Annotated in this window: 15 protein-coding genes; 4 read left to right on the top strand and 11 right to left on the bottom strand. The window is 65.0% G+C overall.

The genetic code is table 11. From position 1 onward, the window contains the following. Positions 1-265 precede the first annotated feature (265 nt). From U8326_RS11865 to U8326_RS11890, 6 genes are all read right to left on the bottom strand, one after another. A complete protein-coding gene (locus U8326_RS11865; protein WP_324740528.1) occupies positions 266-619 on the bottom strand; it encodes an ArsC family reductase in 354 nt (117 codons plus the stop codon). After that, positions 616-1,113, bottom strand: coding sequence for a crossover junction endodeoxyribonuclease RuvC (ruvC, locus tag U8326_RS11870; protein WP_324740530.1), 498 nt, complete (start codon positions 1,111-1,113; stop codon positions 616-618). Before ruvC ends, U8326_RS11865 begins: the two co-directional genes overlap by 4 nt. 9 nt (positions 1,114-1,122) lie before the next feature. Continuing rightward, positions 1,123-1,875: a YebC/PmpR family DNA-binding transcriptional regulator gene (locus U8326_RS11875; protein ID WP_324740531.1), complete on the bottom strand. Its 753-nt coding sequence runs from the start codon at positions 1,873-1,875 to the stop codon at positions 1,123-1,125. 125 nt (positions 1,876-2,000) lie between these two features. Beyond that, on the bottom strand, positions 2,001-2,318 hold the full coding sequence (locus tag U8326_RS11880) for a heavy metal-binding domain-containing protein (protein ID WP_324743593.1): 318 nt from the start codon (positions 2,316-2,318) through the stop codon (positions 2,001-2,003). A gap of 76 nt (positions 2,319-2,394) precedes the next feature. Then, positions 2,395-2,631: a DUF2312 domain-containing protein gene (locus U8326_RS11885; RefSeq protein ID WP_324740533.1), complete on the bottom strand. Its 237-nt coding sequence runs from the start codon at positions 2,629-2,631 to the stop codon at positions 2,395-2,397. A gap of 83 nt (positions 2,632-2,714) precedes the next feature. Further along, positions 2,715-3,029, bottom strand: coding sequence for a DUF1244 domain-containing protein (locus tag U8326_RS11890; protein WP_324740534.1), 315 nt, complete (start codon positions 3,027-3,029; stop codon positions 2,715-2,717). A gap of 70 nt (positions 3,030-3,099) precedes the next feature. Between U8326_RS11890 and pyk the strand changes: the two genes are divergently transcribed. Next, a complete protein-coding gene (gene pyk / locus U8326_RS11895) occupies positions 3,100-4,548 on the top strand; it encodes a pyruvate kinase (protein ID WP_324740535.1) in 1,449 nt (482 codons plus the stop codon). A gap of 4 nt (positions 4,549-4,552) precedes the next feature. Here the strand turns inward: pyk and gltX are convergent, their stop codons facing one another. The 3 genes from gltX to U8326_RS11910 form a co-directional block, all read right to left on the bottom strand. Then, positions 4,553-5,881, bottom strand: coding sequence for a glutamate--tRNA ligase (gene gltX / locus U8326_RS11900; RefSeq protein WP_324740536.1), 1,329 nt, complete (start codon positions 5,879-5,881; stop codon positions 4,553-4,555). A 133-nt stretch (positions 5,882-6,014) separates the two neighbouring features. Further along, positions 6,015-6,479: a hypothetical protein gene (locus tag U8326_RS11905; protein WP_324740537.1), complete on the bottom strand. Its 465-nt coding sequence runs from the start codon at positions 6,477-6,479 to the stop codon at positions 6,015-6,017. Positions 6,480-6,575: 96 nt separating this feature from the next. Continuing rightward, positions 6,576-8,231, bottom strand: a complete 1,656-nt coding sequence (locus tag U8326_RS11910) for an NAD+ synthase (protein ID WP_324740538.1) — start codon at positions 8,229-8,231, stop codon at positions 6,576-6,578. A 189-nt stretch (positions 8,232-8,420) separates the two neighbouring features. Between U8326_RS11910 and U8326_RS11915 the strand changes: the two genes are divergently transcribed. The 3 genes from U8326_RS11915 (at position 8,421) to U8326_RS11925 (ending at position 10,945) form a co-directional block, all read left to right on the top strand. Beyond that, on the top strand, positions 8,421-9,887 hold the full coding sequence (locus U8326_RS11915; RefSeq protein WP_324740539.1) for a CHAD domain-containing protein: 1,467 nt from the start codon (positions 8,421-8,423) through the stop codon (positions 9,885-9,887). Between the two features lie 87 nt (positions 9,888-9,974). Next, positions 9,975-10,520: a VOC family protein gene (locus tag U8326_RS11920; RefSeq protein WP_324740540.1), complete on the top strand. Its 546-nt coding sequence runs from the start codon at positions 9,975-9,977 to the stop codon at positions 10,518-10,520. A 101-nt stretch (positions 10,521-10,621) separates the two neighbouring features. Then, complete coding sequence (locus U8326_RS11925) at positions 10,622-10,945, top strand: YnfA family protein (protein ID WP_324740541.1); 324 nt, start codon at positions 10,622-10,624, stop codon at positions 10,943-10,945. Positions 10,946-11,161: 216 nt separating this feature from the next. Here U8326_RS11925 and rpoC read toward each other — a convergent pair whose 3' ends face one another. Beyond that, positions 11,162-15,445: a DNA-directed RNA polymerase subunit beta' gene (gene rpoC, locus U8326_RS11930; protein ID WP_324740542.1), complete on the bottom strand. Its 4,284-nt coding sequence runs from the start codon at positions 15,443-15,445 to the stop codon at positions 11,162-11,164. Between the two features lie 76 nt (positions 15,446-15,521). Continuing rightward, the gene (gene rpoB, locus U8326_RS11935; protein WP_324740543.1) at positions 15,522-19,706 is read right to left on the bottom strand and encodes a DNA-directed RNA polymerase subunit beta; all 4,185 of its coding nucleotides are present in this window, start codon (positions 19,704-19,706) and stop codon (positions 15,522-15,524) included. Positions 19,707-20,206 lie beyond the last annotated feature (500 nt).

Genomic DNA, 20,206 nt, shown 5'->3' on the forward strand with positions numbered 1-20,206 from the left:
GAAGGCATCCGTCCATCTCCACTATGCCAGTCAGCCGAGAAGCCGGGATGACGCAGAAGGCGAAAACAGCACTCCTCGTCATTCCCGCCCCTCTCCGTCATTCCCGCGAAGGCGGGAATCCAAGGCAATGTCGCAAATAGACTCCCCCGTTTGCACGGGGATGACGGATAGGGCCGGGATGCTCTGCGTCTCATCCGTCAGGATAAGCCAGATTTCAGGCGTGTAGGAAAGGACGGAGCCGCCCCCGGCCTTCCCCCGCGAGCTGCTATTCGCCCACCAATATGCGGCGCCACTCGTCCTGGTCGAAGCCGACCAGCGTTCCGCCGTCCCATTCCAGCACCGGGCGCTTTATCATGGAAGGCTGCGCTTCCATCAGCGCAAGGGCCTTGTCCGCATCGAGGCCGGTCTTCTGCCCCTCATCGAGCTTGCGGAAAGTGGTGCCGCGGCGGTTGAGCAGCACCTCCCAGCCCACCACCTCTTCCCATTCCCGCAGCTTGGCGCGGCCCACGCCGACCTTCTTGAAGTCATGAAATGCATAGGGAATTTCAGCCGCTTCAAGCCAGGTCCGCGCCTTCTTGACCGTATCGCAATTGGGTATGCCGTAGAGAATGATGTTCATGCCTGTCTCCTGATGCCAGTCCGGCTCGCATGTCCCAGATGCGCATCGGCAATCGCCACCGCCAGCGCATCGGCCGCATCCGATCCCGCGATCTCGGCCCCCGGCAGCAGCACCTTGAGCATGGCCTGGACCTGCCGCTTCTCCGCCCCGCCGGTGCCGACCACCGCCTTCTTCACCAGCCGCGCGGAATGTTCGGCGACCGCCAGCCCGGCGGCGCCACAGGCGGCCAGCACCGCGCCGCGGGCCTGCGCCAGCTTGATGGTGGATTGCGGGTTCTTGTTGAGGAATATTTCTTCCGCCGCCGCCCGATCCGGCCGATGCAGCGCGATCACCTGCGCGATCCCCTGCTGCAGGGCCAGCAGCCTCAGGGGAAGCGCGGCCTTCGGATCGGTGGGGATTTCCCCATTGGCGATATGGGAAAGCCGGGAACCCTCGGCCCGGACGACCCCCCAGCCCGTGCGGGACAGGGAAGGATCGAGGCCGAGGATCAGCATGCGCCGGGCTTAACCCAGCTTCGCCATGACCTCGTCCGAGACTTCGTAATTGCCCCAGACGGTCTGCACATCGTCGTCGTCGTCCAGCACGTCGATCAGCTTGAACAGGGTCTGCGCATCGCCTTCCGCCACCTCGACCTTGAGGCCGGGCTTCCAGGCCAGCTTCACGCTTTCCGCCTCGCCCAATGCCTTTTCCAGCTCGCGCGCGACTTCATGCAGCGATTCGACGCTGGTCCAGATCGAGTGCCCGCCTTCCTCGCCTGCTTCGCTTTCCACATCGTCGGCCCCGGCTTCGATCGCCGCTTCGAGCACCTTCTCCTCATCGCCGGCGCTGGCCGGATATTCGATCAGGCCCAGCCGCTCGAAGCCATGGCTGACCGCGCCGCTGGCGCCGAGATTGCCGCCGTTCTTGGAGAAGGCGGTGCGGACATTGGTGGCGGTGCGGTTGCGATTGTCGGTCAGCGCTTCCACGATCAGCGCGATGCCGCCGGGACCATAGCCCTCGTAGCGCACTTCCTCGTAATTTTCCCCGTCGCCTTTCGAAGCCTTGTCGATCGCCCGCTGGATATTGTCCTTGGGCATGGACTGCGCCTTGGCGGCGTTGATCGCCGCGCGCAGGCGCGGGTTCATGTCCGGATCGGGCATGCCCATCTTGGCGGCGACGGTGATTTCGCGCGAGAGCTTGGAGAACATCGCGGAGCGCTTCTTGTCCTGCGCGCCCTTGCGATGCATGATGTTCTTGAACTTGGAATGGCCTGCCATGGCTCCGCTTTTCTCTAGCTGCGTTTGGAAAGATGCGCGCCCTTACACCGGGCAAGGGCATCAGAGCAACCGCCGCCGCCTGACGATCCACGCGCGGGAATCCGCCGCGCGGATAGCGGCCGCCATCACAGCAGGACGGCCGTCCCCGATACGCTGACCATCAGCATGGAGCCGTTGGAGCCGAGCACCTCGTAATCGATATCGACCCCGATCACGCCATTGCCGCCCAGCTTGACCGCTTCCTGCTTCATTTCGGACAGCGCTTCCTTGCGGGCGCGGGCCAGCACGTCCTCGTATTTTCCCGACCGGCCGCCGACGATGTCGGTGATCGAAGCGAACAGGTCGCGGAAGATATTGGCGCCGACGATCACCTCGCCGGTGACGATGCCGAGATACTGCCGGACCGGGCGGCCCTCGACGACGGAGGTGGTGGTGACGACCATCCCGTCGCCGCTTTCCTGATCCTTCCAGGGGCTGGCCATTCGCTATGTCTCCCGCATTGCGCCGCGGCGGCCCGGCTCAACCGATGCCCAAGGCCGCCTTGTAGGTATCGAGCACCAGTTCCATCTCGCGGCGGTCGTCCGGCTTCATCTTCCGCAACCGCACGATCTGCCGCATGATCTTGCTGTCATAGCCCACGGCCTTGGCTTCCGCATAGACATCGCGAATGTCGTCGGCGATGCCTTTCTTCTCTTCCTCAAGGCGTTCGACCCGCTCGATCAGCAGGCGCAGGCGGTCATCGGTGGCTTCGGCCATCTGGAATGCTCCGGTAAGTTTCGAGAATCAGTCTCGCCGGCTGATAGCGGCGGCGGCGCGAAGGGTGAAGGCGGTGATCGCGCTTATCCCATATCCGCGTTCTTCTTCATGCTCTCCTCCATCCGGGCGATCTGCTCCGGCGTGGCCTCGCTCTGATATTTCGCCTTCCATTCCTCCATCGGCATGCCGTGGATCGCCGCGCGCGCATCGGCCTTGCCCAGCCCGGCGCCCGCTTCGTCGATCCAGTCGGCCAGGCAATTCCGGCAAAAGCCCGCCAGCCCCATCAGCTCGATATTCTGGGCGTCATGCCGGCGCCGCAAATGGCGCACGAGGCGGCGGAAGGCTGCGGCGGCCACGCTGTCGGGCAGCAGGTCGAGCGGGTCGGTTCGATCGGGCATCGGCTTATTCCTTGTATCGTCGCACGCCTCTGACATAGGGCGATTGCCACTATTTCCGGAGTGCTATGCTTTGGCCAAGCTTGAACCACGTAACCGCAAGGTCAAGATACTCGCAACCGTCGGGCCGGCCAGCCATGACCCGGCGATGCTGCGCCGGCTGCTGCTGGCGGGGGCGGACGCCTTCCGGGTCAATATGAGCCATGGCGATCATGCGACCCATGCCGAGACGATCCAGGCGATCCGCGCCCTGGAGAAGGAATTCGCCCGCCCGATCGCGATTTTGTGCGATCTGCAGGGGCCGAAGCTGCGGGTCGGGACATTCAAGGAAGGAAAGGCGATCATTCGCCATTCCGGCCATTTCATCCTCGACCGCGACCCGGCACCGGGCAACGAGAATCGCGTCTGCCTGCCCCACCCGGAACTGTTCGGCATCCTCGAAAAGGGCCAGCGGCTGCTGATCGACGACGGCAAGATCCGGCTCCGGATCATCCGCGCCGACGACCAGGAGATCCTGTGCTCGGCGGAGGTCGGGGGCGTGATTTCGGATCGCAAGGGGGTCAATATCCCCGATGTCGAAATTCCCATCCCGGCCCTCACCGACAAGGACCGCAAGGATCTGGCATTCGCGGTCCAGAACGGGGCGGACTGGATTGCCCTCTCCTTCGTGCAGCGGCCCGAGGACATCGCCGAAGCGCGGCGCCTGATGGGCGGCTACGGGGCGCTGTGCGCCAAGATCGAGAAGCCGCAGGCGGTGAAGCGGCTGGGGGAAATCCTGGAACTGGCCGATGCGGTGATGGTCGCTCGCGGCGATCTCGGCGTGGAGCTGAACCCCGAGGAAGTCCCGCCGCTGCAGAAGCGCATCGTCGCCGCCGCGCGCACGGTCGGCAAGCCGGTGATCGTGGCCACGCAGATGCTCGAATCCATGATCGAAAGCCCGGCACCGACCCGCGCGGAAGTGTCCGATGTCGCCAATGCGGTGTATGACGGGGCCGATGCGGTGATGCTGTCGGCGGAGACGGCGGCCGGCAAATGGCCGGAGGAAGCGGTCACCATCATGCACCGGATCGCCGGGGAGGTGGAGCGTGATCCCGGCTACAAGGGGCGGGTCCATTTCCATGCGACCCTGCCCGATGCGACCACCGCCGATGCGCTCAGCCATGCCTGCATGACCATCGCCGAGACGGTTTCGATCGCCGCCATCATCGTGTTCACCGGATCGGGCGCCAGCGCCCGCCGGGTGGCGCGCGAACGGCCCGCGACCCCGATGCTGGTGCTGACGCCATCGACCGGCACCGCCCGGCGCATGGCGCTGCTGTGGGGCGCGCATGCGGTCACCACCCGGGACATCGGCAGCTTCGAGGAAATGATCGCCAAGGGCAAGCGGATGGCGCTGCGCCACGGTTTCGGCCATGCCGGTTCCAAGCTGATCGCGCTGGCCGGGGTGCCCTTCGGCACGCCGGGGGCGACCAATCTGCTGCATGTGGTGACGCTGACCGGGGACGAGCTGAAACGCGCCTGAGGCCTCAGGCGGCGGCGCGCTCCAGCCGGGCGCGGGCCTCGGCCTCGCCGATCAGGGGTAGCAGCTGTGCCATGTCCGGCCCCGAATCCCGCCCGGTCAGCGCCTGCCGCAAAGGCAGGAACAGCGCCTTGCCCTTGCGCCCGGTCGCTTCCTTCAAACCGCCGGTGAGGCTGTGCCAGGGATCGTCGCTCCAGGTCAGCAGCGCGGCGGCCTGGCCGAGGAATGCCTTCGTCTCGGCATCGAACGGCGGTTGCGCGACCGGGCCGGTCACGACCCTCCACCAGTCGGCGGCATCGGCCAGCGTGGAAAGGTTCGGGCGAATGGCGTTCCACCCTTGCTCGCTCATTCCGGCCGGCAGGCGATGCCGCACCTCGCCGAACGGAAGCTGATGCAGGATCGCCGCATTCAGCCGCTCCAGCTCGGCATCGTCGAACCGTGCAGGAGCACGTCCGAAGGTGGACAGATCGAAGCTCTCGACGAGCTGCGCGCGGTCCGCGATCGGCTCGACCGGCAGCGAAGTCCCCAGCCGCGCCAGCAACGCCACCAGTGCCTGCGGCTCGATTCCGCGAGTGCGAAATGCATCCGCGCCGAGCGCGCCCAGACGCTTGGACAGCTTGCCTTCGCTGCCCACCAGCAGCGCTTCGTGAGCAAAGCGCGGGGGTGCAGCATGAAGTGCGGTAAACATTTGAATTTGCACAGCAGTATTGGAAACGTGATCCTCGCCGCGCAGCACGTCCGTCACCCCCATGGCGATGTCGTCCACCGCGCTGGGCAGCATGTAGAGCCAGCTCCCGTCCGCGCGCCGGACAACCGGGTCGGAAAGCTGCGCCGGGTCGAAATGCTGCGCCCCCCGGATGCCGTCCTGCCACGCGATTGGCTCACCATGATCCAGCTTGAAGCGCCAATGCGGCGCGATGCCCTGCGCCTCCTTCTCGGCGCGATCCGCATCCGTCAGCTTGAGCGCGCCGCGATCGTAGATCGGCGGCAGGCCCCGGCCCAGCAGCACCTTGCGCTTGAGTTCCAGTTCCTGCGCGGTTTCGTAGCAGGGATAGGCGCGGCCCTGCCCCTTCAAGGCTTCGAACGCGGCTTCGTAGCGATCGAACCGACGCGACTGGCGTTCCTCCGCGTCGGGTTCCAGCCCGAGCCAGGCGAGGTCCTCGCGAATCGCCTCTACGTAATCTTCCCGGCTGCGCTCCGCATCGGTGTCGTCGATCCGCAGCAGGAAACGCCCGCCCCCCTTCTTCGCCAGCAGCCAGTTATGCAGGGCAGTGCGGATATTGCCGACGTGGAGCCGCCCGGTGGGCGACGGGGCAAAGCGGGTTACGATATCCATGATCGCCCTATAACGCGCGGGCTGGCGCGCGCCAGTGCGGTGAATTTGAAATGCGCCTCATTCTGGCGGCAGGAGCGGAACCTGTCTCAAGCCCATGAACCACGCCGGAATCGCATGGTCATTGGAGCATGGTTCAGCAATCGGTGTTGGCAGCCTCAAGCGCGGCGACGGCGCGGACGGTCACGTCATGCAGATGTTCCAGCCGGTCGGCGCGGACCAGCCCCTGCAGCGTATCGTGGAAGGCCGCGCTGTTGCGCCCGCCGACCGCGCGGATCATGGCGGCAAGGGTATGTTCGTCCGGGCTGAGTGCCAGGCAGCAGGGGCGGTGAACCATGAAGGATTCCGGCCAGCAGCGCCGCACCGCTTCGGCCAGTTCCAGCACGCTGCGCGCGGCGGTCACACTGCGGAAGCGGGTCGTCAGCTCCAGGATCGGGTCGCGCCCCGCCGCCTCGAACAGCGCGCACATGCGCATGGCCATGACCAGCTGCAGCCCCTGCAGGGAGAGAGCCCTCAAATCGGCCGGGCGCGCCAGGGCCGCGATCGTCGCCGAAAATCTTTCCGATGGGTCGGCGGAGACACGCCGAATGTGATCTGCCACGTGCAGGACTCCTCTCTTGCGATTGACTCGCAAGAGGTTTAACGCCAGAAGCGATCCCCCGTCAATGCAAATGATTTGCAATAACCAAAATGCCGGTCAGCCGCTCCGGAACTTGTGGGTGATCGGATAGCGCCGGTCGCGCCCGAAATTGCGCGCACCCAGCTTGACCCCGGGCGGCGCCTGGCGCCGCTTGTATTCCGCGAGGTGGAGCAGGCGCTCGATCCGCACCACGGTGTCGCGGTCATGGCCTTCCGCCACCACCTGCTCCACGCTCTTCTCATGCTCGACCAGCCCCAGCAGGATCGCATCCAGCACCGGATAGGGCGGCAGCGAATCCTCGTCCTTCTGGTCCGGCCGCAGCTCCGCGCTCGGTGGCTTGCGAATGATGTTTTCCGGGATCACCGGCCCTTCCGGCCCCAGCCCGATCTTCGGCTTGTGGCTGTTGCGCCATTCCGAAACCGCGAAGACAGTCATCTTGTAGGCATCCTTGAGCGGATTGTAGCCGCCCGCCATGTCGCCGTATATGGTGGCGTAGCCCACGCTCATCTCGCTCTTGTTGCCGGTCGTCATCAGCATCGGGCCGAACTTGTTGGACAGCGCCATCAGCGTGACGCCGCGAATGCGGGACTGGAGATTCTCCTCGGTGATGTCGACCTGGGTGTCGGCGAAATCATCCTCAAGCATCCGATCGAAGCCTTCCACGGCGGGCTGGATCGGGATGGTCGAATAGCGGCAGCCCAGCGCCTCGGCGCAGGCCATCGCATCGTCGAGGCTTTCCTGGCTGGTGTAGCGGCTCGGCAGCATCACCGCCCACACCCGCTCCGGCCCCAGCGCATCGGCGGCGATGGCGGCGCAGATGGCGCTGTCGATCCCGCCCGACATGCCGAGCACGACGCCCGGGAAGCCGTTCTTGTCCACGTAATCGCGCAAGGCGAGGACCATCGCGCAATAGATGTCCTCGGGATGATCGGCCAGCTTCTCGATCTGCCCACGGTCGCAGTTCCAGCCCCGCGCCGTGCGGGTCCAGTGCGTGCGCACCTCCCGTTCTTCCCAATCGGCCATCTGGACCGCGAGCTTGCCGTCGCCATTGACGACGAAGCTGCCGCCGTCGAACACCAACTCGTCCTGCCCGCCGACCCGGTTGAGATAGGCCAGCGGCAGGCCGGTATCCGCGGCGCGGCGCTTCGCCACCCCTTCGATCCGCAGCACGTCCTTCTCGATCTCGTAAGGGCTGCCGTTGACGCAGATCAGCAGCCCGGCCCCCATATCCGCGAGATGGCGGCAGACATCGGGATGCCAGATATCCTCGCACACCGGCAGGCCGAGCATCGCGCCGCGAAACAGCACCGGCTCCGGCAGCGGGCCGGGCGAGAACAGGCGCTTCTCGTCGAAAGTGCCGTAATTGGGCAGCTCGTGCTTGAAGCGCACCGCCGTCACGATCCCGCCATCCAGCAGCGCGACGCCATTGTGCAATGCCCCGTCCCGCACGAACACGCTGCCCACCAGGATCGCCGGGCCGCCGTCGTTGGTGGCCTGGGCCAGCCGGTCCAGCTCCGCCTGGGCGCGCTGGATCAGCGACGGCTTGAGGATCAGATCCTCCGCCGGATAGCCGATCAGCTGCATTTCCGGAAACACCACGAGATCGCTTTCGCGGGCGCGTTTGCGTACTTCCAGGATACGGGCGGCGTTGCCGCCGATATCGCCAACAGTCTGGTTGAGCTGGGCAAGGGTGATCGAGAGCGCGTCGGTCATGCCCATGATCTAGAGAGGGAAACGCCCATGGGCAATGGAGGCAAGCCATTCCCGTTGCAGGGAAGATGCCGGCCACCGGACCGGCCACCCCCGCTCCGGCTCCGCCAGCCGCGCAAATGACAGACGCAGGTTATGGTGGCGCGCATGGCCATGCAGCGCCTATAAAATGAATCGCGGTTTTTCCGACGGATGAAGGACACGGCAGCACAGGTGACGAAGGAAGTGGAGCTGAAGCTGGAGCTTGCCGCCGACGCCGCGGACAGGTTGGAAGCCGCGGGGTTGTTCCCGGGCCAGCCGGAAATCATTCGCCAGTATGCAATCTATTTCGACACGCCCGGCCATACCCTCTCCGCAGCCGGCCTTTCGCTGCGAATCCGCCGGAACGGCGACAGCCGGGTCCAGACGATCAAGGTGAAGGGCGGCGCGGCGGCGGGCCTGTTCGTCCGCAGCGAATGGGAGCGCGAGGTCGAGAGCGATGATCCGGTCATCGACGAAAGCACGCCGATCCCGGCGCTTATGAACGACAAGGCGGGCGGGATCGGCCCACTGTTCGCGGTGGAGAACGAACGGCATCTCTGGAACGGCGAAGCGGTGGAAATCTCCCTGGATCGCGGGCGCGTCATCGCCGGGGGGCGGGAGGCGCCGGTCTGTGAAGTGGAGCTGGAGCAGAAAGGCAGCGATCCAGCCACGATCTTCGCGCTGGCGCGGCGGATAAACGCCATCGCCCCGGTCCGTCTCGGCATACTGAGCAAGGCGGAACGCGGCTATCGGCTGCTGGGGCCGGAACTGACCGCGACCAAGGCCGAGCCGGTCAGGCTCGATGCCGACATGGCCACAGGGCGCGCGTTCCAGGAAATCGTCCACGCCTGCCTGCGCCAGTTCAGGCTGAACGAACCGCTGATCGCGGACCATCAGGATGCGGCGGCGCTGCATCAGGCGCGGGTCGCATTGCGGCGCCTGCGCTCGGCCCTATCCATCCATAAGCCGATGGCCGCCGACAAGCGCGCCGGCATATTGAACGGAGAGCTGCGCTGGCTGGCGGCCGAGCTGGGCAAGGCGCGCGACCTCGACGTGCTGATCGAGCGCGCCGCTGAAGGCCCGCTCAAGGCCCGCCTGATGGATGAGCGCGCCAAGGCCTATGCAGGCGCGATCGCCGCGATCGCCTCGGATCGGGCGCGCGCCGTCATGATCGACCTCGTCGAATGGATCTCGACCGGCGCATGGCTGTCGAACGCGAAGGGCCGCGAGCTGCGGGAACTTCCGGTGCGCGAATTCGCTGTCAGGACGCTCGACCGGCTTCGCAGGAAAGTGAAGAAGGGCGGCCGCGACCTGGAGGAATTGAGCGACGAAGCGCGGCACGAGGTCCGCAAGGCCGCCAAGAAGCTGCGCTATGCAACCGAATTCTACGCTTCTCTCTACGAGGGCAAGCGCGAACGCCGGCGGCACAAGCGCTTTCTTTCCGCCCTGGAGACGCTGCAGGACAAGCTCGGCATACTCAACGATCTCACCACCACGCCCGAGCTTTTGCGCAGGCTGGGCCTGATGGACAACCCGGCGGCGCAGGCCCTGCTCGGCGCGGGCAAGAAATCCCGCCTGCTGTCGGACGCCGCCGAGGCGCATGACGCCCTGCTGGATGCAAAGCGCTTCTGGCAGTGATCCGGCATCGGGCAGCGCGCTGTCATTGTGCTTTGACAATAAAAACGCGGCCAGCCAGACAGGCATAAAATCCAAAAGGAGAGAGAGATGTTCGATGGCGCCGGCAAGATCTTCCAGAACGCCTATATCGTCGACGATATAGATGCGATGATGGACCATTGGGTGAAGCTGGAAGGAGCGGGCCCGTTCTTCCTGCACCGCAATCTTCAACTCGATATCGAATATCGCGGCCAGCCCTCGTCGATCGACATCGATCTGGCGATCGGCCAAGCCGGGCCTGTCCATATCGAGCTGATCCAGGTGCATTGCGACAATCCGACCGTCTATACCGATACGGTGCCCAAAGGCTCCGGCCCGCGTTTTCATCACAATGGCTATCTCGCCAGGGATTTCGACGCGGCCGTCGCCGCCTATGAAGGGGCGGGTTACGAGATCGCGATGAAGGGCGTGTTCGGCGACACGCCGTTCGTCTATGTGGACACCTTCGATGCCGTCGGCTGCTTCACCGAATTCCACGAAGATACGGCGGAAATCCGCGCCATGTTCAAATATATCGCGGATGCCTCGACCGGGTGGGACGGCTCCCGCCCCATTCGCCCGATGTCCGAATTGCTGCAATGGATGAACGACTGACGCCAGTCGCCGGCTTCCGGGCGCGGCCACGGCGAATACAGGGATAGCACCCCGTTCGCGACGCCTGTTGCCTTGCTCGCCCGCCAATGCAAAACGGGCGTATGACGCTCCTTGCCTATTTCGGGGCCGCGCTTGCGGAAATTGCCGGCTGCTTCGCCTTCTGGGCATGGCTCAGGCTGGGCAAGTCCCCATGGTGGCTGGTCCCGGGCGTGGCCTCGCTGTGCCTGTTCGCCTGGCTGCTGACGCTGGTGGACACGGAACAGGCCGGTCGCGCCTATGCGGCCTATGGCGGAATCTACATCCTTTCAGCCCTGCTGTGGCTGTGGGCGGCAGAGGGGACCAGGCCCGACAAATGGGACACGCTGGGCGTTGCCGTGTGCATCATGGGGGCAGCCATCATCCTGTGGGGGCCGCGCCCGTCGTGAAGTGAAGCCAGGCCGGTGCGGCCAACAAGCTGCCGCCGATCCGTCCCGTTGATCTGGCCCGCCGATCCGGCGCCCCGCTCGCCCCGCCGGTCTGAACGGCGGCCCGGCCTGCCGACGGATGCCGCGCCGATACTTTCCCGCACCGACGAAAAACCCCGCCGGAAGCGATCCGGCGGGGCTGTTCATGATCGGGCCTGATCGGCGGAACGAAGGCGCTTATTCCCCCTCGTTCTGCTCCAGATATTCGCCCGCATCGGCGTCCGTGCCGTGGGTTTCCCCCTCGACCTTGGCCAGCGGATCATCCCCGATCGCGGCTTCCGGGCCTTGGGCCAGCTCGGCCTGGTGCTCTTCTTCCGCGCTCTCGGGCGCGATCAGCGCCTCCTGCAGCTTGCGATACTGCGCGCGCAGCGCGGCATCGCGGCTGGAAGCGGCGACCCGGACCCGGTTCATGCCCGCGCCGGTGCCGGCGGGGATGAGGCGGCCCACGATCACGTTTTCCTTGAGGCCGATCAGCGAGTCCTTCTTGCCTTCCACCGCCGCCTGCGTGAGCACGCGGGTGGTTTCCTGGAAGGACGCGGCGGAAATGAAGCTGCGGGTCTGCAGCGACGCCTTGGTGATGCCGAGCAGCACCGGCTTGCCCTGGGCAGGCGCCTGCCCCTTGGCCAGCTTGGCGTTGTATTCGTTCATTTCCTCGTAATCGACCTGCTCGCCGGCCAGCAGCGTGGTGTCGCCGCCATCGGTGATCTCGACCTTCTGCAGCATCTGGCGAACGATCACCTCGATGTGCTTGTCGTTGATCTTCACGCCCTGCAGTCGATAGACTTCCTGGATTTCCGCCACGAGGTATTCGGCCAGAGCCTCCACCCCGAGCACCTCGAGGATGTCGTGCGGGTCCGGGCTGCCGGAGATCAAATTGTCGCCCTTCTTGACGAAGTCGCCCTCCTGCACGTCGATCACCTTGCTCTTGGGGATCAGATATTCGACGGGTTCGCCTTCCTCCGGAATGATCGCGATCTTGCGCTTCGCCTTGTAGTCGCGAACGAATTCGATCCGGCCGCTGATCTTGGCGATGATCGCGTTATCCTTGGGCTTGCGCGCCTCGAACAGTTCCGCGACGCGCGGCAGACCGCCGGTGATGTCGCGGGTCTTGGCGGCTTCGCGGCTGGCGCGGGCAACGATGTCGCCCGCTTCGACCTGCTGGCCGTCCTCGACCGAAAGGGTCGCGCCCGGAGCGAGCATATAGCGCGCCGCTTCGCCGCTGTCCTCGTCGAGCAGGGTGATGCGCGGACGCATGTCCTCCTTCTTGGAACGGCCCGCGGCGCGATATTCGATGACGACGCGCTGAGCGATGCCGGTGGCTTCGTCGACCTGCTCGGTCATGGTCTTGCCGTCCACGAGGTCCTGATACTTCACCACACCCGAGGTTTCGGTGATGATCGGCAGCGAGAACGGGTCCCATTCGGCCAGGCGCTCGCCCTGCTTCACCTGGGCGCCGCTCTCATGCATCAGCACCGTGCCGTAGGGCACCCGGTGCAGCTCGCGCTCGCGCCCTTCGGCATCGATCACCGCGATCTCGCCATTGCGGGCCAGCGACAGCCGGCGGCCGCGCTTGTCCACGATGGTCGGGATGTCGCGATATTCGACCTTGCCGTCGATCGTCGCTTCGAGATGCGAGGTTTCGTTGAGCTGCGCCGCGCCGCCGATGTGGAAGGTCCGCATCGTCAGCTGCGTGCCCGGCTCGCCGATCGACTGCGCGGCGATGACGCCCACCGCTTCACCGATGTTGACCGGGGTGCCGCGAGCGAGATCGCGGCCATAGCAGGTTCCGCAGACACCCTGTTCCGCTTCGCAGACCAGCGGCGAACGGATCTTGGCGGACTGCACGTCCGCTTCCTCGATCGCCTTGATCGCCGCTTCGTCCAGCAGGGTGCCGGACTTGACGATGACTTCGCCAGTCTTGGCATTGATCAGATCCTCGGCCGTGGTGCGGCCCAGGATACGCTCGCCGAGCGAGGCGATGGTCGAGCCGCCCTGCACGATAGCGCGCATTTCCAGCGCGTTCTCGGTGCCGCAATCGTCCTGGACGATCACGCAGTCCTGCGACACGTCGACCAGGCGGCGAGTCAGGTAGCCCGAGTTCGCCGTCTTGAGCGCGGTGTCGGCCAGACCCTTGCGGGCGCCGTGGGTGGAGTTGAAATATTCAAGGACGGTCAGGCCCTCCTTGAAGTTCGAGATGATCGGCGTCTCGATGATCTCGCCCGAAGGCTTGGCCATCAGCCCGCGCATCCCGGCCAGCTGCTTCATCTGCGCCGGCGAGCCGCGCGCGCCGGAGTGCGACATCATGTAGATCGAGTTGATCGGCGCCAGCCGCCCGGTTTCCGGGTCCTTCGGCGTGGCCTTGATCTCGTCCATCATGGCGTTGGCCACCTGGTCGCCGCAACGGCTCCAGGCGTCGATCACCTTGTTGTATTTTTCCTGCTGGGTGATCAGGCCTTCCTGATACTGCTGCTCGTAATCCGCCACCAGCGCCTTGGTCTGGTCGACCAGCTCCACCTTGCTGTCGGGGATAATCATGTCGTCCTTGCCGAACGAAATGCCCGCGCGGAACGCATGGCGGAAGCCAAGCGACATGATCGCATCGGCGAACAGCACCGTGTCCTTCTGGCCGGTGTGGCGATAGACCTCGTCGATCACGTCGCCCACGTCCTTCTTGGTGAGCAGGCGGTTGACCACGTCGAACGGCACCTTGTGGCTGCGCGGCAGGCATTCGCCGATCAGCATGCGGCCCGGGGTGGTTTCATAGCGAACCATCCCTTCAACCCCGTTTTCATCGGTCTGCGGAACGCGGCTGACGATCTTGGAGTGGAGCGTCACCGCGCCCACTTCCAGCGCCTGATGCACTTCGGCCATGTCCGCCAGGATCATGCCCTCGCCCGGCTCGCCCTCGCGGTCCATCGACAGGTAGTAAAGGCCCAGCACCATGTCCTGCGACGGCACAATGATCGGCTTGCCGTTGGCGGGCGAGAGGATGTTGTTGGTGGACATCATCAGCACGCGGGCTTCGAGCTGGGCTTCCAGCGAAAGCGGCACGTGGACGGCCATCTGGTCGCCGTCGAAGTCGGCGTTGAAGGCCGAGCAGACCAGCGGGTGAAGCTGGATCGCCTTGCCTTCGATCAGCACCGGCTCGAACGCCTGGATGCCGAGGCGGTGCAGCGTCGGCGCGCGGTTCAGCAGCACCGGATGCTCGCGGATCACCTCGTCGAGGATGTCCCAGACTTCCTTGCGCTCCTTCTCGACCCACTTCTTGGCCTGCTTCAAGGTCATCGACAAGCCCTTGGCGTCGAGCCGGGCATAGATGAACGGCTTGAACAGTTCGAGCGCCATCTTCTTGGGCAAGCCGCACTGGTGCAGCTTGAGTTCCGGCCCGGTCACGATCACGGAACGGCCCGAATAGTCGACGCGCTTGCCGAGCAGGTTCTGGCGGAAGCGACCCTGCTTGCCCTTCAGCATGTCGGACAGCGACTTGAGCGGACGCTTGTTGGCGCCGGTGATGACGCGGCCGCGGCGGCCGTTGTCGAACAGCGCATCGACCGCTTCCTGCAGCATGCGCTTTTCGTTGCGGACGATGATGTCCGGCGCGCGCAGCTCGATCAACCTCTTCAAACGATTGTTACGGTTGATGACGCGGCGATAGAGGTCGTTCAAGTCCGAGGTGGCGAAGCGGCCGCCGTCCAGCGGCACCAGCGGGCGCAGCTCGGGCGGGATGACCGGGACGACTTCCAGGATCATCCATTCCGGGCGATTGCCGGATTCGATGAAGCTTTCGACCACTTTCAGCCGCTTGATGATCTTCTTCGGCTTGAGGGTGGACTTGGTTTCCTCCAGCTCCTTGAGCAGGTCCTCGCGTTCCTGCACCAGGTCGAGATCCATCAGCATGTGCTTGACGGCCTCGGCGCCGATCCCGGCGGAGAAGGCGTCCTCGCCATATTCGTCCTGCGCATCGAGCAGCTCGTCCTCGGTGAGGAGCTGATATTTCTCGAGCGGGGTCAGGCCCGGCTCGGTGACGATGTAGCTCTCGAAATAGAGCACGCGCTCAAGCTGCTTGAGTTGCATGTCGAGCAGCAGGCCGATGCGGCTGGGCAGCGACTTGAGGAACCAGATATGCGCGACCGGCGCGGCCAGCTCGATATGGCCCATGCGCTCGCGGCGCACCTTGGTAACGGTGACTTCGACGCCGCACTTCTCACAGACGACGCCCTTGTACTTCATGCGCTTGTACTTGCCGCACAGGCACTCGTAATCCTTCACCGGGCCGAAGATGCGGGCGCAGAACAACCCGTCGCGCTCCGGCTTGAAGGTGCGGTAGTTGATCGTCTCCGGCTTCTTGATCTCGCCGAAGGACCAGCTGCGGATGCGTTCCGGGCTGGCGATCCCGATCTGGATCTGGTCGAAGGTCTCGGGCTTGGCGAGCTGGTTGGTGAATTTCGTCAGGTCGTTCATTTTTCAGTCCCTCTGAAGGGTCAAATTCTGGTGGCGAGCGAACAAGCCCTGCCCGCGGGAGGCAGGGCTCGTAAGTTCACTCCGCCGCTTCCGCGAAATCGTCGTCGTCCTCGTCGGTCAGCGAGGACAGCTCGACATTGAGGCCGAGGCTGCGCATTTCCTTGACGAGCACGTTGAAGCTTTCCGGAATGCCGGCCTCGAAGGTGTCGTCGCCCTTGACGATCGCTTCATAGACCTTGGTGCGGCCGACCACGTCGTCGGACTTCACCGTCAGCATTTCCTGGAGAGTATAGGCGGCGCCATAGGCCTGCAGCGCCCAGACCTCCATTTCCCCGAAGCGCTGGCCGCCGAACTGCGCCTTGCCGCCCAGCGGCTGCTGGGTGACGAGGCTGTAGGGGCCGATCGAACGGGCGTGGATCTTGTCGTCGACCAGGTGGTGCAGCTTCAGCATGTAGATGTAGCCGACGGTGACCTTGCGGTCGAAAGCGTCGCCGGTGCGCCCGTCATACAGCGTGACCTGGCCCGACGAATCGAGGCCGGCCTTTTCCAGCATGGCGGTGACATCGGATTCCTTGGCGCCATCGAACACCGGCGTGCCCATCGGCACGCCATTGCGCAGGTTCTGCGCCAGCTCGACGATCTCACCCGTGCTGCGCGCCTCGATCTCGGCGTGGTAGTTCTCGCCGTAGATGTCCTTGAGGCGGTCCACCACCGCGGACGGCGGGGCCGCCGCTTCGGGATCGGGATTGTTGGCGCGCCATTCCTCGAGAGCCTGGGTCACCTGCAGGCCGAGGCCGCGCGCGGCCCAGCCGAGGTGGGTTTCGAAGATCTGGCCGACGTTCATGCGCGAAGGCACGCCCAGCGGATTGAGCACGAGATCGACCGGGGTGCCGTCTTCCAGGAAAGGCATGTCCTCCTGCGGCAGGATGCGGCTGATGACGCCCTTGTTGCCGTGGCGGCCGGCCATCTTGTCGCCCGGCTGCAGCTTGCGCTTCACCGCGACGAAGACCTTCACCATCTTGAGCACGCCCGGAGCCAGCTCGTCGCCCCGCTCCAGCTTCTCGCGGCGATCCTCGAACTTCTCGTTGATGCCCCTCACCGCTTCGTCATACTGGGCCTTCACCGCTTCGAGCTGGGCCTGCATGTTGTCGTCGGCGACGGCGAACTTGAACCACTCGTGGCGCTCGGCTTCGGCCAGCACGTCCTCGGTGATCTCCACGCCCTTCTTGATGCCCTTCGGCGCCGCCGAAGCGGTCTGGCCGACGAGCATGTCGCGCAGGCGGTTGTAGGTCGCGCGGTTGAGGATCGCGCGCTCGTCCTCGGCATCCTTCTTGAGGCGTTCGATCTCCTCGTTCTGGATGGCGCGGGTGCGGTCGTCGATCTCGATGCCGTGGCGGTTGAACACGCGCACTTCCACCACCGTGCCGGCAACGCCCGGCGGCAGGCGGAGCGAAGTGTCACGCACGTCGCTGGCCTTCTCGCCGAAGATCGCGCGCAGCAGCTTCTCTTCCGGCGTCATCGGGCTTTCGCCCTTCGGCGTGATCTTGCCGACCAGGATGTCGCCCGGATGCACTTCCGCGCCGATATAGACGATGCCCGCCTCGTCGAGGTTGCGCAGCGCCTCCTCGCCGACGTTCGGGATGTCGCGGGTGATGTCTTCCGGCCCGAGCTTGGTGTCGCGGGCCATCACCTCGAACTCCTCGATGTGGATCGAGGTGAACACGTCATCCTTCACGATGCGTTCGCTGATGAGGATGGAGTCTTCGTAGTTGTAGCCGTTCCAGGGCATGAAGGCGACGAGGCTGTTGCGGCCCAGCGCCAGCTCGCCCAGCTCGGTGCTGGGACCGTCGGCGATGATATCGCCTTCCTCGATCACGTCGCCCACCTTCACCAGCGGGCGCTGGTTGATGCAGGTGTTCTGGTTGGAGCGCTGGAACTTCTGCAGCGTGTAGATGTCCACGCCCGACTTGCCCGGCTCGATATCGCCGGCGGCGCGGATCACGATGCGGGTCGCGTCGACCTGATCGACGATGCCGCCCCGCAGCGCGGCGATCGCCGCGCCGGAATCGCGCGCCACGGTTTCTTCCATGCCGGTGCCGACGAAGGGCGCTTCCGCCTTCACCAGCGGCACGGCCTGGCGCTGCATGTTGGAGCCCATCAGCGCGCGGTTGGCGTCGTCGTTCTCCAGGAACGGGATGAGCGAGGCGGCCACCGAGACGAGCTGCTTGGGGCTGACGTCCATCAGCGTCACCTGCTCGCGCGGGACCATCACGAATTCGCCCGCTTCACGCGCGGAAACCAGTTCCTCGACAAAGCTGCCGTCGGAGTTGGTTTCGGCGGATGCCTGCGCGACGGTGTGCTTGCTCTCCTCCATGGCGGAGAGATAGACGACCTCGCCCGTCACCTTGCCGTCGATGACCCGCCGATAGGGGGTTTCGATGAAGCCGTATTTGTTGACCCGGCTGAACGAGGCCAGCGAGTTGATGAGGCCGATGTTCGGGCCTTCCGGCGTTTCGATCGGGCAGATGCGGCCATAGTGGGTCGGGTGAACGTCGCGCACCTCGAAGCCCGCGCGCTCGCGGGTGAGGCCGCCCGGCCCGAGCGCCGAGACGCGGCGCTTGTGGGTGACTTCCGACAGCGGGTTGGTCTGGTCCATGAACTGCGACAGCTGTGAGGAGCCGAAGAATTCGCGCACCGCGGCCACCGCCGGCTTGGCGTTGATGAGGTCGTTCGGCATGACGGTGGAGACGTCGACCGAGGACATCCGCTCCTTTACCGCGCGTTCCATGCGCAGCAGGCCGACGCGATACTGGTTCTCCAGCAGCTCGCCCACCGAGCGGACGCGGCGGTTGCCGAGATTGTCGATGTCGTCGACCTCGCCCTTGCCGTCCTTAAGGTCCACCAGCTCCTTGACCACGGCCAGGATGTCCTCGGCGCGCAGCACGGTGACGGTGTCCTCGGCATCCAGGCCGAGACGCATGTTCAGCTTCACGCGGCCCACGGCGGAAAGGTCGTAGCGGTCCGGATCGAAGAACAGGCCCTCGAACAGCGCTTCGGCGGTTTCCTTCGTCGGCGGCTCGCCGGGGCGCATCACCTTGTAGATCGCCTCAAGGCCCTCGTCGCGGTTCTCGGCCTTGTCGACCTTCAGCGTGTTGCGAATCCACGGGCCGGTGGTGACATGGTCGATGTCCAGCAGCTCGATCCGGTCGATCCCCGCCTTGTCGAGCACTTCGAGATTCTCGGGAGAAACCTCGTCGCCCGCCTCGATATAGATGCGGCCGGTGGTTTCATCGATCATGTCGTTGGCGGCATAGTGGGCGAAGATCTCGTCGGTCGGGATCAGCAGCTCTTCCAGCCCGTCCTTCGCGGCCTTGTTGGCGGCGCGCGGGCTGATCTTCTGCCCGGCCGGGAAGATCACCTCGCCCGACTTGGCATCGACGATGTCGAAGGCCGGCTTCTGGCCGCGCCATTGCTCCGCCGAGAACGGCAGCTTCCAGCCGGTGCCCTGGCCGCCGGAGGCGCGCTCCCAGGTGACGGTCTTGTAGAAATAATGGAGGATCTGCTCGCTATCGAGGCCCAACGAATAGAGCAGCGCGGTGACCGGCAGCTTGCGCTTGCGGTCGATCCGGACGTTGACGATGTCCTTCGCGTCAAATTCGAAATCGAGCCAGGAACCGCGATAGGGGATCACGCGCGCGGCGAAGAGATACTTGCCGGAGGAGTGGGTCTTGCCCCGGTCGTGGTCGAACAGCACGCCCGGCGAACGGTGCATCTGGCTGACGATCACGCGTTCCGTGCCGTTGATGATGAAGGTGCCGTTCTCGGTCATGAGCGGCATGTCGCCCATGTAGACGTCCTGCTCCTTGATATCGAGCACGGAGCGGGTTTCCGTCTCGCTGTCGACCTCGAACACGATCAGGCGCAGCGTCACCTTCATCGGCGCCGCATAGGTGATGCCGCGCTGGCGGCATTCGGTGGTGTCGTATTTCGGGTCTTCAAGTTCGTAATGGACGAAATCCAGCTCGGCCGTGCCGGCGAAGTCGCGGATCGGGAAGACCGAGCGCAGCGTCTTCTCCAGGCCGGAAACGTAGCCGGTTTCCGGGTTCGAGCGCAGGAACTGCTCATAGCTTTCCCGCTGGACCTCGATCAGGTTCGGCATCTGCACCACTTCGTGGATGTCGCCGAAGATCTTGCGGATGCGCTTCTTCGCACCGCCGCGCTGAACCGGAGCTTTCGCCGCCGAGGTCTTTGGGGTGGCCATGGATGATTTCGCCTTCTTTATAAGTGATTCGCCGGCGCGGGCGCCGGGCGATGCAGATCATGCCGCGCGGGAGCACGCTTCCACGGAACGCGAAAAGGCCGCAGGGCACGCAATTCCTCACGGGAACCGCAACCTGCAGCTTGCGTCGCGCCTATGGAAAACCCGCCGCTTCCTTCCGTGGCATGCCCCCGCGCCGGGCCGCCTTGCTCGAAGCGAACGAGCAATTGGAAGCGGCATATAGGATCGCGGCCGGCTCCTGTCAAACCGCTCCGCCGCATGGGAAGCCCGACCGAAAGATTGACTTTCGGAGGGAATTGGACCAATGGCCCGCCCCGGATGGCAGGATTTCCCGCCATTCATCCGTCCGAGACAGTCGGTGAGAGCAATCTGGCTCTCTTAATTTCCGGCCTAGACGGGGAAAAGAGTTTCACGCGGCGGCCCTTGCGGGCAGCCGTCATCGCGCTATCGGCGCATCTCCTTCCCCTGTTGCGCGGACTCGC

Source organism: Tsuneonella sp. CC-YZS046 (genome assembly GCF_035581365.1).
Classification (GTDB): Bacteria; Pseudomonadota; Alphaproteobacteria; order Sphingomonadales; family Sphingomonadaceae; genus JAWKXU01.